This is a genomic window from Streptomyces sp. MBT65, assembly GCF_016612545.1.
Taxonomy (GTDB): domain Bacteria; phylum Actinomycetota; class Actinomycetes; order Streptomycetales; family Streptomycetaceae; genus Streptomyces.
The window spans coordinates 1-13,293 of sequence record NZ_JAENRY010000023.1; the positions used below are offsets into that span (position 1 = coordinate 1).

The 13,293-nt window shown below is 69.8% G+C and carries 10 protein-coding genes; 2 read left to right on the top strand and 8 right to left on the bottom strand.

What is annotated here, in order from left to right; translation table 11 throughout:
* Nucleotides 1-169 precede the first annotated feature (169 nt).
* Both JHN63_RS07865 and prcB read left to right on the top strand, forming a co-directional pair.
* Nucleotides 170-1,123: a YbhN family protein gene (locus JHN63_RS07865; protein ID WP_200678280.1), complete on the top strand. Its 954-nt coding sequence runs from the start codon at nucleotides 170-172 to the stop codon at nucleotides 1,121-1,123.
* A 72-nt stretch (nucleotides 1,124-1,195) separates the two neighbouring features.
* Complete coding sequence (gene prcB, locus JHN63_RS07870; RefSeq protein ID WP_200678281.1) at nucleotides 1,196-2,050, top strand: proteasome subunit beta; 855 nt, start codon at nucleotides 1,196-1,198, stop codon at nucleotides 2,048-2,050.
* A 33-nt stretch (nucleotides 2,051-2,083) separates the two neighbouring features.
* Here the strand turns inward: prcB and araD are convergent, their stop codons facing one another.
* From araD to JHN63_RS07910, 8 genes are all read right to left on the bottom strand, one after another.
* Nucleotides 2,084-2,803 carry an L-ribulose-5-phosphate 4-epimerase AraD gene (araD, locus tag JHN63_RS07875; RefSeq protein WP_200678284.1) on the bottom strand — a complete coding sequence of 240 codons (720 nt, stop codon included), beginning with the start codon at nucleotides 2,801-2,803 and terminating at the stop codon, nucleotides 2,084-2,086.
* A gap of 37 nt (nucleotides 2,804-2,840) precedes the next feature.
* Nucleotides 2,841-4,358, bottom strand: a complete 1,518-nt coding sequence (gene araA / locus JHN63_RS07880; RefSeq protein WP_200678286.1) for an L-arabinose isomerase — start codon at nucleotides 4,356-4,358, stop codon at nucleotides 2,841-2,843.
* 46 nt (nucleotides 4,359-4,404) lie between these two features.
* Nucleotides 4,405-6,084: a ribulokinase gene (araB, locus tag JHN63_RS07885; protein ID WP_200678288.1), complete on the bottom strand. Its 1,680-nt coding sequence runs from the start codon at nucleotides 6,082-6,084 to the stop codon at nucleotides 4,405-4,407.
* Nucleotides 6,085-6,217: 133 nt separating this feature from the next.
* Entirely contained in the window at nucleotides 6,218-8,782 is a 2,565-nt protein-coding gene (locus tag JHN63_RS07890; protein WP_234476280.1) for a CBM35 domain-containing protein, read from the bottom strand.
* An 89-nt stretch (nucleotides 8,783-8,871) separates the two neighbouring features.
* On the bottom strand, nucleotides 8,872-9,726 hold the full coding sequence (locus tag JHN63_RS07895; RefSeq protein WP_200678290.1) for a carbohydrate ABC transporter permease: 855 nt from the start codon (nucleotides 9,724-9,726) through the stop codon (nucleotides 8,872-8,874).
* Nucleotides 9,723-10,688, bottom strand: coding sequence for a carbohydrate ABC transporter permease (locus JHN63_RS07900; RefSeq protein ID WP_200678292.1), 966 nt, complete (start codon nucleotides 10,686-10,688; stop codon nucleotides 9,723-9,725). The genes JHN63_RS07895 and JHN63_RS07900 overlap by 4 nt, the downstream gene beginning before the upstream one ends.
* 74 nt (nucleotides 10,689-10,762) lie before the next feature.
* Nucleotides 10,763-12,073 carry an ABC transporter substrate-binding protein gene (locus tag JHN63_RS07905; RefSeq protein ID WP_200678294.1) on the bottom strand — a complete coding sequence of 437 codons (1,311 nt, stop codon included), beginning with the start codon at nucleotides 12,071-12,073 and terminating at the stop codon, nucleotides 10,763-10,765.
* A gap of 142 nt (nucleotides 12,074-12,215) precedes the next feature.
* A complete protein-coding gene (locus JHN63_RS07910; RefSeq protein ID WP_234476281.1) occupies nucleotides 12,216-13,286 on the bottom strand; it encodes a LacI family DNA-binding transcriptional regulator in 1,071 nt (356 codons plus the stop codon).
* Nucleotides 13,287-13,293 lie beyond the last annotated feature (7 nt).

Genomic DNA, 13,293 nt, shown 5'->3' on the forward strand with positions numbered 1-13,293 from the left:
ACGCCAACACCACCCGCACGACCCTCGACCGCACGGCCCACCGCATGCCCGTCGCCGACCTCACCCCGACCGGCAGCCCCCCACCCGCCTACGCCCACGACTGGCCCGCCCACCGCTACGGCACGCTGGAGCTGCGGGTCTCCCCGAGGGCGGAGAGGGACGGCGGCGCATGACGGCACCGCCCGTCGCCACCCCGACGACCACCACTGCCCGCCGACGTGCCTACTGGCAGACCGCGCTGACCGTCGTCGTCCTGGTGGCCGTGGTGTGTCTGGTCCGGCGGCACTGGCCCGTGCTCGCCAGTGGGGCCGGCCGGCTCGCCGTCGCCGATCAGGGGTGGTTGCTGGTGGCGGGGACGGCCGCGCTCGGTACGTGGGTGTGCTCGGCGCTCGCCCAGCAGGGCGCGGTGGCTCAACGGCTGCCCGGTGGACGGCTGGTGGCCGCGCAGCTCGCCGCGTCGGCCGCCAACCATGTGCTGCCCGCCGGGCTCGGCGCCGGCGCCGTCAACCTGCGCTTCCTGATGCGCTGCGGGCTGCCGGTCGGCCGCTCGGCCAGCGCTCTCGCCGTCAAGGCCACCGCCGGTGTGGTCGTCCGGATCGTGCTGATCGGCGTTCTCGCCGCCGTCTGCCCGGGGGTGCTGCGCGTCCCGCACGTCTCCCCGGGCGTGGTGGCTGCCGTCCTCGCGGTCGTCGTGCTGGTCACCGTGCTGCTCAACTGCCCGCTGTGGCCCCGGTGTCGGCGGGGCCTCGGCACGGTGCTGACCGACATCAGGGCCGTACACACCTTGCCGCACCGGGCAGTTGCCCTGTGGGGCGGTTCGCTCGCCTTCGCCGCGCTGAACTCCCTCGTGCTGATCTGTGTCACCCAGGCCGTCGAACTGCCCTTGTCCCCGGTCCGGGTGGCGCTGCTGTACCTCGCCGCCAGCAGCGCCGCCGCCCTGCTGCCCACGCCGGGCGGTATCGGTTCCCTCGACGCGGCCCTGGTCTTCGCACTCACCGAGTCGGGAACCACGGCGTCGGCCGCCGCCTCGGTCGTCCTCGGCTACCGGCTGCTCACGATGTGGTTGCCGCTGATCCCCGGCCTGTTGGTGCTCGGGGTACTGGTGCGGCGCAAGGCGCTCTGACCTCAACTGTGTTTCTCCCGCGGGCGGTTCAGGTAGGAGTCCGACATCGGTACGCGGACCAAGGGGAGTGGCATGGCGGAGCACGAGACGGGTGGCCGACTGGATGACGAGTTCTTCACTCCCGGGAGTTCGTCCTTCACCGAGTTCCTGACGGCACACCGGCCCGCGCTGCTGCCCACCCGCCGTCCCTTCCCGGCGGGCGTCCGCGCCGGAGCCGACCAATTCCCGCACGGCACCACGGTGTTGGCCCTCTCCTACCGCGACGGCGTGCTGATCGCCGGTGACCGCAGGGCCACGATGGGCAACGTCATCGCACAGCGCGACCTGGAGAAGGTGCACCCCGCGGACGACTACACCGCCGTCGCCTTCGCCGGCACGGTCGGGCTCGCCGTGGACATGGTGAAGCTGTACCAGGTCGAGCTGACGCACTTCGAGAAGATCGAGGGCATCCCGATGACCCTCAACGCGAAGGCCACCCGCCTCGCCGGCCTGATCCGGCAGAACCTCGACCAGGCCATGCAGGGCCTCGCCGTCGTACCGCTGCTTGTCGGCTACGACCCCGCGGCCCCCGAGGGCGCCCGGGGCCGTATCTTCACCTTCGACGTCGTGGGCGGCACCTACGAGAAGTCGGACTTCCACGCCGAGGGCTCCGGCTCCCCATACGCCAGGAGTGCCCTCAAGAAGCTGTTCCAGCAGGGCATGTCCAGGCGCGACGCGGCCCTGGCCGCGCTCCAGGCCCTGTACGACGCGGCCGACGACGACTCGGCCACCGGCGGCCCGGACCTCAACCGCCGTATCTTCCCCATAGTTTCGGTCATCACCGAGGACGGCTTCGAACGGCTCCCGGAGTCGGAGACCGAGGCCCTCAGCCGCGAGATGGTCGCACAACGCCGCGACCACCCGGACGGGCCGACCGTCGCGCCGTAGCCGACGACGTGGTCCGGGTGATCGCGGTGCCGGTCACACGGCCGGGGCGGGGTTGCCGTAGTAGGCGTCGGGGCCGTGTTTGCGGGTGTAGTGGCGGGCCAGCAGGTGCGGGGGCGGCGGCCCTGTCGGGGACAGGGCCAGGGTGTTGATGGCCATGTCCGCCACGGCCTCGCAGATGATGGCGTGTTCCAGGGACTTGCGGGCGGTGGCCCCCCAGGTGAAGGGGCCGTGGTTGGCGACGAGCGCGGCCGGGACCTCGGTGGCCCTGCGGTCGTCGCTCTCCAGCAGGTCGACGATGACCTTGCCGGTGTTGTACTCGTAGTCCCTCGCGCACTGGTCGGCGGTGAGGTCCGGGGTGCACGGGACGGGTCCGTTGAAGGTGTCGGCGTGGGTGGTGCCCAGGACCGGTATGTCGCGGCGGGCCTGGGCGAAGGCGACGGCGTGGGTGGAGTGGGTGTGGGTGACGCCGCCTATGGACGGGAACGCCAGGTAGAGGCAGCGGTGGGTCTCGGTGTCGGTGGAGGGGCGCAGGTCGCCGTCGACCACCTTGCCGTCGGACAGGCGGACGGTGACCAGGTGGTCGAGGGCGAGATCCTCGTAGGGGACGCCCGAGGGCTTGATGACGAACACGCCGGCCTCACGGTCGACGCCGCTCACATTGCCCCAGGTCAGCGTCGCCAGGCCGACCTGGGGGATGGTCAGGTTGGCGTCCAGTACCTCTTGCCGCAGGCCGTCACGGACTCGCGCGGTCATCGGTGCTCTCCTTGCGGATCGATCGGGATCACGGGGGTCACAGGGCCTGGGCGAGCCGGTGGTAGGCGGCGTTCCAGCGGATCTCCTTGGTGAACTGCGCGGTGCTGGTGGTCTCGTCGATGGTCAGCAGCTCCACGCCCGTCATCGAGGCGTAGTCCGTGAGGGTCTCGGTGTCGACGGCCGAGCTGAGCACGGTGTGGTGCGGGGCGCCCGCGAGCAGCCAGCTCTCGGCGGACTCGGCGAGCGAGGGGCGCGGCTTCCACACGGCGCGGGCCACCGGCAGCCGGCGCAGCGGCTCGCTGGGGGTGACCACGTCGACGGTGTTGGCGGTCAGCCGGAAACGGTCGCCGAGGTCGGAGAGGCCGACGACGACGGCGGGGCCGGGGGCCGCGTTGAAGACGAGGCGGACCGGGTCCTCACGGCCGCCGATGGACAGGGGGTGGATCTCGCAGCTGGGGCGGTCGCCGGCGATGGAGGGGCAGACCTCCAGCATGTGGGCGCCGAGGATGCGCGGGGTGCCGGGGCCGAGGTGGTAGGTGTAGTCCTCCATGAAGGAGGTGCCGCCCGGCTTGCCGGTGCCCATGACCTTCATCGTGCGCAGCAGCGCGGAGGTCTTCCAGTCGCCCTCGCCGCCGAAGCCGTAGCCGTCGGCCATCAGGCGCTGGACGGCGAGACCGGGCAACTGGCGCAGCCCGCCCAGGTCTTCGAAGTTGGTGGTGAACGCGGTGAAGCCGCCCTCGGTGAGGAAGGCGCGCAGGCCGATCTCCTGGCGGGCCGCGTAGACGAGGGAGTCGTGGCGGATGCCGCCGGGGCGCAGGGCCGGGACGACGTCGTACAACTCGACGTATTCGAGGGCCAGTTGCGCGGCGTCCTTGTCCTCGACCTGGTCGACGACGGTCACCAGGTCGTTGACGGCGTAGGTGTTCACCGAGTAGCCGAACCGGAGTTGGGCCTCGACCTTGTCGCCCTCGGTGACGGCGACGTCGCGCATGTTGTCGCCGAAGCGGGCCAGCCTCAGTGTGCGGGAGGCGTGTCGGCCGACGGCCGCCCGTGCCCAGGCGGCGACGCGCTTGACGACCCGGGGGTCGGTGGCGTGACCGGCGACTATCTTGCGGTCGATGCCGAGCCGGGACTCGATGTGCCCGAACTCCCGGTCGCCGTGGGCGGCTTGGTTGAGGTTCATGAAGTCCATGTCGATGCTGGGCCAGGGCAGCGACAGGTTGTACTGGGTGTGCAGGTGCAGCAACGGCCGGTCCAGGGCGCTGAGTCCGGCGATCCACATCTTGGCCGGCGAGAAGGTGTGCATCCACACGATCACGCCCACGCAGGTGTCGGAGGCGCTGGCCTCCTGGCACAGCCGGCGGATCGCGTCGGCGTCGGTGAGCACCGGCTTCCACACGATCTTGACCGGGATCTTCCCGGGGTCGCCGAGGATCTCGGCGATGCTCCGGGACTGTTCGGCGACCTGGTGCAGGATGTCGTCGCCGTACAGGCCCTGGCTGCCGGTGAGAAACCAGATCTCCTGGTCGGGGTAGGGCGTGGCGTTGGCGTCCATGAGGGTTCCTTCCAAAGGGAGTTGAGCACCGAGCAGGGGGTGTCGGTCAGGCGGAGGCCTCGGCGCGGAGGTGGCGCAGCCGGTGCATGACCTCGTTGGCGCCGCGGCCGAAGTAGTCGTGCAGGAGGCGGTATTCGGCGTAGAGCCGGTCGTAGGCGGCGGCCCGCTCGGGGTCCGGCCGGTAGACGGCGGGGCGGGCCTTGGCCATGGCGTCGGCGGCGGCCCGGATGTCGGGGTGGGCACCGGCCGCGACCGCCGCGTGCATCGCCGCACCGAGCGCGGGACCCTGCGCCGAGTCGATGACACCGAGGGGGAGGCGGGTGACGTCGGCGTAGATCTGCATCAGCAGCGGGTTCTTCATCAGGCCGCCCGCGATGATGAGTTCACGGACCGGCACGCCCGAGTTCTCGAACGCCTCGATGATGGTGCGGGTGCCGAAGGCGGTGGCCTCCAGCAGCGCGCGGTAGACGTCCTCGGGGCGGGTCGAGAGGGTCAGGCCCACCACGACACCGCTGAGGTCGTGGTCGACGAGCACGCTGCGGTTGCCGCTCTGCCAGTCCAGCGCGATCAACCCGTGCTCGCCCACCCGCTGTTCGGCCGCCAGCGCGGTGAGGTGCTCGTGCGGGTCACGGCCGAGCGCGGCGGCCTCCTCGGCGTACGACGCCGGGAAGGCGGTGCGCACGAACCAGCCGAAGATGTCGCCGACGCCGCTCTGTCCGGCCTCGTAGCCCCACAGTCCCGGCAGGATGCCGCCGTCGACGACCCCGCACATGCCCGGCACTTCGGCCCACTGGTCGCTGCTCATGACATGGCAGGTGGAGGTGCCCATGATGGCGACCATCCGGCCGGGTTCGACGGCGGTGGCCGCGGGGGCGGTCACATGGGCGTCGACGTTCCCGACGCACACCGCGATGCCCTCGGGCAGGCCCGTCCAGGCCGCCGCCTCGGCGGTCAACCCACCGGCACGGTCGCCGAGTTGGCCGATCGGCTGGTCCAGCTTGTCGATCACGAAACCGGCGAACGCGGGGTTGAGCGCGGCCAGATATTCGGCGGAGGGGTAATTGCCGTCCTGGAGCTGGCCCTTGTACCCGGCGGTGCACGCGTTGCGGACGTAGCTGCCGGACAGCCGCCAGACGATCCAGTCGGCGGCCTCGATCCAGCGCTCGGTCACCTCGTAGAGTTCCGGGTCCTCCTCGAGCAGTTGGAGGGCCTTGGCGAACTCCCACTCCGAGGAGATCTTCCCGCCGTAGCGCTTGAGCCAGGGCTCCTTGCGGGCGTCGGCCAGTTCGGTGATGCGGTCGGCCTGGGCCTGCGCGGCGTGGTGGCGCCACAGTTTGACGTAGGCGTGCGGGCGGCCGGTGAAGTCGGGCAGTTCGCACAGGGGCGTGCCGTCGGCGAGGACCGGCAGGACCGTACAGGCGGTGAAGTCCGTGCCGATGCCCACGACTTGGTCCGGTCGCACACCGGAGCGGGCCAGTGCCTCGGGTACGGCGACGCGCAGCACGTCGATGTAGTCGGAGGGGACCTGGAGCGCCCAGTCGGGCGGCAGCGGGGTGCCGTCGGGGAGGGCCCGGTCGAGAACGGCGTGGGTGTACGGGTGCTCGGCGGTGGCCAGTTCCTCGCCGTCGCGGACGCGGACCACCACGGCCCGTCCGGACAGCGTGCCGTAGTCGACTCCGATGACGTAGGTGTCGGGATGGGTGTGATCGAGGTGCTCGGTGGTCACCGCCGGACCCTCCTTTGTTCGAGATTTCGACCAATGTTCGAAATGATGAATGGGAGTGTAGTGAAAAAATCGACGAAACGGGGACTTCCTTCGGGGTCCGGCTGAATTGGCCGGACCCCGAAGGAAGTTGAGGTCAGCCGGAGACCGGCGCGACGGTGATCCGGTCGATGTTCGGCGCGTAGGCGCTCGCGTTGGCGAAGCTGATCGTGTTGGTGCCGGCGCTCAGGGTGACCGGGACGGGGAGGTCCCAGTAGGTGGACCAGCTGTAGTTGTTGCGGAACATGACGGTCTGCGCGGTGCCGCCGTTGACGGAGATCTGGGCCGCCCGGGAGACGACGTTGGTGTTGTAGTTCCCGGAGCCGGAGACCTGGTTGTTGGCGTAGCGGACGTTCATGACGTACCGCCCGGCACTGGCGGCGCTCACCTGGAAGGTGAGGGTGTTGGCCGAGCCGTTGCCGATGTAGCCGACGTACTTGCCGCCGGACGCCCAGGTGTCCGAGGTGGCGACGGCGGTTCCCGCGAGGGTCGCGCTCTCGGCCTCGTACGCGGAGACGCCCGTGGTGTCGGCGCTCGCGGACACGCGCAGGTCGCGCACGGTCAGCGTGGTCGAGCCCGAAGTCGCCGCCTTGATGCGGTTGTTGCCCGCCGACAGGTACAGCCGCGAGCTCTTGTCGGTGAGCGTGCCACTCGTGGAGGCCAGTGTGACGGCGGTGGCGCCGTCCAGGGTGAGGGTGCCGGACCCGTTGGAGGAGTAGTCGGTGTGCACGGTGTAGTAGCCGTCGGTTGGCGCGTACACGTCGAAGGCGGCCGAGGTGCCCGAGGTCAGCGCCAGGGCGCCCGCTCCCGTCGTACCGGAGGCCGTGTAGGTGTAGGTAGGCGAGCCGGTGATGTCCGCGTAGGTGGCCGGGTACGAAGTGTCGGCGTTGGAGGCCGCGGTGAGGTCGATCTTGTCGAGCGTGACCTCGTTGGTGCCCTTGGCCAGGGCGATCGTGTGCGTGCCCGCCGTCAGGGACACGGAGGCACTGGCCGTGGAGCGGTAGGTCCAGTTCAGCGTCGGCGAGTAGGAGATCGTCTGCGCCGAACCGCCGTCGACCGTCAGGGTCTGGGTCGCCGGGCCGCCGGACTGGTTGCCGTAGAAGACGTTCAGCTTGTACGTGCCCGTGGTCGGGGCGGTGACGGTGAAGGCGACCTTGCTGTCCGACTGGTTCAGGCTGCCGACGTCCTTGGTGCCCGAAGTGGCGTACCCGTAGGCGTTGGTGACGCTGCCCTGGGTGTAGACGGTGCCGTCGGTGATGGTCGCGTTCTCGGCCTCGTACGACGCCGACCACGGGGTGCTCGCGGCGGTGGGCGTGCCGGTGCCGGCCGGGTTGACGACGATGCGGTAGGCCGACATCGGGTCGAGGTTGGTCAGCGGGACGGTGATGCTGCCGTCCGAGGCGACCGTGTAGGTGCTGCGGGCCAGCACGGTCGGCGCGGGGCCTGCGCCCTCGTAGCCGCTCCAAGCGGTGCGCTCCACCGAGACGTTGACCGTGCTGCCGAACGACGACGGTATGTGCTGGACCACCGTGTTCGCCGAGCCGGAGGTGCCGCCGCCGAGGAGGACCTGGGCCTGCTTGCGGCCGGTGTCGAGGGACGCGATGCCCTGGAGCGTGTCGATGACGTTGGCCTGCGGCGGGGTGACCTTGGCGGTCTGGCCGGTCAGGCCCGCGTACCAACGCAGCAGCCACCAGTCGCCGTTGGGGATGTTGGTCTGGCTGACGTTGCCGTCCAGGTTCCCCGCGATGTCCCAGTACGCCTGGTCGGCGTAGACCTTGTTCCGCTCGAACATCGACATCCACTGGACCATCTGGCCCGGCACCGAGAGGTCGCGGCGGTCGCCGTACTCGTTGATGTTGACCGGGCGCGGGCTGATGCCGGCGTTGGTCTCGATGGTGCGGTACGCGGCGAGGTTGCCCTCGAAGTTGGACAGCGAGGTGGGGTCCAGCTCGTGCCAAGTGGTCATGTCCGGAAGGACGTTGTTGGCCTTGGCCCACGGATAGAAGTCGCCCATCAGACGGGCGTCGTAGTGCGTCTCGTTCGGGCCGGCGATGCGCGCGTTCGGGATGATCGAGCGGATCTTGTTGTAGACCGTCGTCCAGTCGCTCTCGAAGCTCGCGAGCGCGCTCTGGTAGGTGGACGTGGTCGAACTGCCAAGCCCGGTGTACCAGTTGCCGTCCGGCTCGTTGAACGGCACCCACACGAACGTGCTCGCGTCGGAGCGGGCCGCGACCTTGGTGACCATCGTGGTGACCTTGGACAGGTAGTCGCTCAGGCCGAGGTTCTCGTACGGCCACGAGGCGTAGATGTCCTGCATGTAGATGAGGTTGTCGCCGCCGCCACCGCGGGCGAACTCCGGCTGGACGACCAGCGCGTCACCGTTGGGGTGCTGGGCGCCGTCGGGTGCCTTCTGTGCGATGGACGTCATGTGCAGGGGCGTGACGATGTTGTCGCCCGGCACGCCGTCGTCGCTGAGGCCGTACAGGGCGCCGTTGGCTCCGTGCATGACCGCGCCGGTGGTGGTGCCGAGGTCGACGGTCAGCTGCGGGGTGGCCGCCTGCGCGGCGGGGACGGCGAGCGCCGTGCCCAGGAGGGCGGCGGTCACCACCGTCGAACCCATGAGGGCACGGACGGAGCGGGGTCTGCGGGCTGTTCGAGGCATGGCTGTCCTCCTCCTCCCGCGGCGTTGCGGGAGGCTGTCGGGGTACTTCGCGGGTTTACCGGGGCGGCTCAACAGGCCGGACCCCGGGGCTACTTGACGGCGCCGCTCGTGATGCCGGAGACGATGCGCCGCTGCGCTATGACGAAGACGAGAACCATGGGGAGGCTCATCATCACGACGTAGGCGAAGATCAGGTGCCAGTTGTTGAGGTACAGCTGGGCGTTGGCGACCTGGTAGAGGTTGAGCGGGAGGGTGGCCTTGTCGCCGCCGCCGAGGACGAAGAAGGCGTAGAAGATGTCGCTCCAGGCATAGAGCATCACCATGATCGTGGCGGTGGCGATGACCGGGCGCAGGAGCGGCAGGATGATGCGGAAGAAGACCCGGACCGGGCCCGCGCCGTCCATGCGGGCGGCCTCCTCCAACTCCTCGGGGAGGGCGCGGATGAACCCGGTCATGAAGAAGATCGACGTGGAGAGGTACATCCCGGCGTAGACGCCGATCATGCCGGGTCGGGTGCCGGCCAGGCCGAGTTGGCGCAGTTCCATGACGATGGTGATCACGGCCGGCGGGAGCAGCAGTCCGCTGATGCTCAGCGCGTACAGGGTGTTGACCAGGCGGCCCTTGCGGCGGGCGAACACCCAGGCGGCGCCCGCTCCGAGGAGCAGCACGAGGACGACGGACGGGGCGACGACCAGGAGGCTGTTGACCAGGCCCTGGACGATCTTGCCCTCGTCGAAGCTCTGCTTGTAGTTCGCGGCCGCCTGGACGTGGTGGGGCAGGGAGAGGTTGGGCTTGATCGCCTCGGCCTGCGGTTTGAAGGAGGTGACCGCCACCAGCCAGAGCGGGATGCCGATGGTGACGCCGGCGACGATCAGGACGACGAGCGGCTGGACCCAGCGCAGTGGGCGCCGGCGCGCGGGGGCGTACGCGGTCACGGTGGTCACTGGTTGTTCTCCCTGCGGCGCAGGCCGACGATGACGGGCACGGCGAGGACGACGACGATGAGGAAGAGCACCAGGCTCATCGCGGACGCCTGCGCGTACAGGCCCTGGCCGAAGATGCGGAACATGTAGATGTTGAAGACCTCGGTCTCGCTGCCGGGACCGCCGCCGGTGGTCGCCTGCACGATGTCGAAGGTGTTCATGGAGCCGATCAGCGCGGTCGTCACGTTGAAGGTGACGGCGGGCGCGAGCAGCGGGAACCTGACCGACCAGAAGGTGCGCCACCAGCCGGCCCCGTCGATCCGGGCCGCCTCCAGGACGTCACCCGGCATGCTCTTCAGGCCCGCCAGGTAGATCAGCATGGCCAGGCCCATCCACTTCCAGCCGTGGATGAGGGTCACCACGACCAGCGTCCAGGTGGTCGAGCCGAGCCAGGGGGTGTCGACGTGGTGTCCCGCGAGCGAGGACAGCACGCTGTTGAGCGCGCCGTCCTGGGCGAGCAGGGCGCGGAAGATGTAGCCGACGGCGAGCGCGGAGATCAGTACCGGGAGGAAGAAGACCGCGCGGAAGAAGCGGTTGAAGCGGGTGTCGCGCTCCAGCAGCAGGGCCAGGGCGAGTCCGAAGCCGTTCTGGAAGACGGCCACGAGGACGGCGTACTCAAGGGTGATGCGGATGTCTCGGGCCATCGACCCGTCGTGCAGGATGGTGCTGAAGTTCGACAGTCCCACGAAGCCGATCTGCGAGTGGAACGCCGACCAGTCGGTGAACGGGTAGACGAAGTTCAGCAGGTTCGGCAGCAGGAAGAACACGCCGAACACGGCGAGCGCGGGCAGGGCGAACCACCACGGCTGGTTGGCCTTGCTGCGCGAGCGGGTGCGACGGGACGTCCGTTCCTGGCCGACGTCCTGGGCTCGGTCCTTCGCGCGCGTGGCGTCGATGGCGTCCATCGTGGCGGTGTCCACCACTTTCTTACCTCCGGTTGGGGTCCCGGGCGGGCCGCCGACGGGCGGCCCGGGGACGGGCTGGCGAAGGGCGCCGGTCAGAAACCGGAGACGCCGCGCGCCTTGAGGACCTGGGTGAACTGGTCCTCGGCGGCCTGGGCGACCTGCTCCGGGGTCTTCTTGCCGTAGATCATGTCGGCGAGGGCGAGGTGCATGTCGGGCGCGGTCAGGGCCTTGACCTGGAACACGCCGGTCGCGGTGGCGAGGGACTCGGCCTGGGCGATGGCGGTCTGCGGGAGACCGGCGGGGTTGGGCACGGACGGCTCCACCGAGACGATGTTGTTGGCCTTGATGTAGGCCGGGTAGTCCTTGCCGAGCCAGAAGGACAGGAACTGCCGGGCGGCGTTCTGACGCTTGGCGTCACCGGTGTTGAAGGCGACGACGCCGTTGGTCTGGTCGGGAGAGTACAGAGCCTTGGCGGAGCTGTTGGAGATGGGGAACCAGCCCAGCTTCTGGTCCATCTCCGAGGTGCTGGAGGTCGCCTGGATCTCGCTCTGCAGTGAGGTGACGTTGACCGCCATCGCGGCGCTGCCGTCCAGGATCGCCTTGCCCTGGTCGACGAAGGTCGCCGTCTTGTAGTTCTTCTGCGCCAGCCCGCCGTCCAGGACCTTGGTCTTGTACTTCTTGATCGCGTTCACGATCACCGGGTCGGTCCACTTGGCCTCGTTCTTGTTGAGCTTGTCCCAGAAGCTCTGCGGCAGGTCGGTCATCTGCAGCTGGACCTGCCACTGCAGCGGCCACTTGTCGCCGCCCACCTCGAAGAAGGGCGCGACACCCGTCTTGGACTTGATCTTTGCGGCGGTTGCGAGGAGATCGTCGTAGCTGGTGGGCATCGTGGTGATGCCCGCCTTCTTGAAGACGTCCTTGTTGTAGTAGACGCCCAGGGAGGCCGGGCTGGTGACGATGGCCGCGTAGCGGTGGCCGTCGACCTGGCCGAGGGACTTCTCGGTGGTGCCGAGCTTGGAGACCCAGTCCTCGTTGTCGAGCGTCAGCAGGTTTTTCGAGGGCTGCACGAACGGCAGGGTGCTGCCCGTGGGCTGCCAGAACATCAGGTCCGGCTTGACGCCCGAGGCGAGCTTGGTCGGGACGTTCGACTCGTAGGGGTCGGGTATCACCTCGGTGGTGACCTTGGCGCCGGTGGCCTTCTCGAACGCCTCGATGGCCTGCTTGGGCTCCGAGACGCTGTTCTGGGCGACCCACATCGTGAGCTTGACGCCCTTGAGGGAGGCGGTCGGGTTGACGGAGCCCTCGGGTGCGGCGGCCGTGGTGCCACCGGTGCTGTCACTGCACGCGGTGGCGGTCAGTCCGAGGACACAGGCGGTGACAACGACGGAGACGGCTCTTCTCATGGCGGATCCTTGTTCGTACGCGGATGGGAGGAAGGCAGGGCGGTGCTGTGAAGATGTGCGACGGCTGCGGGGAGGGCGGCCGGCGGACACGGCGAGTGCGGCGGACGTGACGGTCGGAGCGATGGCGGACGTCCGGTCCGGCTCACGCGTCCCGTGACCCCGAGCTCTCCCGGAGAATGAGGGTGGGTTCGGCCGGTACCGGCGCGGATTCCTGCTGATCGGTGTCGAGTTGGGCGCGCAGCAACCCGAACGCGGCGCGGCCCAGCCCGTGGAAGTCCATGCGGACGGTGCTGAGGGACGGGGTGACGAAAGCGGAGTGCGGGGCGTCGTCGAAGCCGATGACGCTGACGTCCTCCGGTACCCGCCGGCCCGAGTGATGCAGGGCCCGTAGCACACCCAGGGCCAGGTCGTCGTTGCCGCACAGGATCGCGGTGACGTCCGGCTTGCGGGCGAGCTTCTTCCCGGCCTCGTATCCGGCCTGGGCGTCCCAGCCCTTGCCGGAGGTCGGGGGAGGGGTGACACCGGCGGCTTCCAGCGCCTGGCGCCAGCCCTCGGCGCGGGGGCCCGCCAGGCGCCGGGTTCCGGTCGAGGCGGGGATCGCCACGTAGTGGACGGTCTCGTGCCCGAGCGACAACAGGTGCTCGGTGGCGGCCCGGGCCGCCTCGCGGTCGTCGGCCCACACAGCGGGCCGACTCGGTGTGCGGCCCGGCCGTGGCGCCTCGACCAGCGCCGCGCACGGCACATGCGCCGGTACGCGGTCCAGGGCCGCGGCACCGATCGCGTCGAAGCCGATGACCACCACGCCGCCACCGGTGTCCGCGGCGGCGGCGATCGTACGGTCCAGATCGTCCTCGGGGGTCACGACCCGCACGCCGAGCGCGTATCCGGCGGCGCGGGACGCCTCCTCCAGGCCTTGCAGGGTGGCCGCATAGCCGTAGAGGACGGTGTTCGAGGTGATGACCGTGACCGATCGGGTGACCCCGCTGGCCAGGGCGAACGCGGTGGCGTTGCGCCGGAAGCCCAGGGTCTGGATCGCGGCGTCGACCCGCTTTCGGGTCTCCTCCTTGACGTTCGGGTGGCCGTTGATGACCCGCGAGACGGTCTGGTAGGAGACGCCTGCCGCGGCCGCTACGTCGCGGATACTGGCGGCTTTCTGCGGCCCCTGAGGGGGGTCGCCGTGGCCGCCGGAGCTTGTGTGACCGGTCACATCCATGCGAGGA

Bases quoted from the DNA above. Each gene is read 5' to 3' on its own strand.
- JHN63_RS07890 (WP_234476280.1), bottom strand. From the start codon at position 8,782: ATGCCTCGAACAGCCCGCAGACCCCGCTCCGTCCGTGCCCTCATGGGT.
- prcB (WP_200678281.1), top strand. From the start codon at position 1,196: ATGGCGGAGCACGAGACGGGTGGCCGACTGGATGACGAGTTCTTCACT.
- araA (WP_200678286.1), bottom strand. From the start codon at position 4,358: ATGGACGCCAACGCCACGCCCTACCCCGACCAGGAGATCTGGTTTCTC.
- JHN63_RS07910 (WP_234476281.1), bottom strand. From the start codon at position 13,286: ATGGATGTGACCGGTCACACAAGCTCCGGCGGCCACGGCGACCCCCCT.
- JHN63_RS07865 (WP_200678280.1), top strand. From the start codon at position 170: ATGACGGCACCGCCCGTCGCCACCCCGACGACCACCACTGCCCGCCGA.
- JHN63_RS07905 (WP_200678294.1), bottom strand. From the start codon at position 12,073: ATGAGAAGAGCCGTCTCCGTCGTTGTCACCGCCTGTGTCCTCGGACTG.
- araD (WP_200678284.1), bottom strand. From the start codon at position 2,803: ATGACCGCGCGAGTCCGTGACGGCCTGCGGCAAGAGGTACTGGACGCC.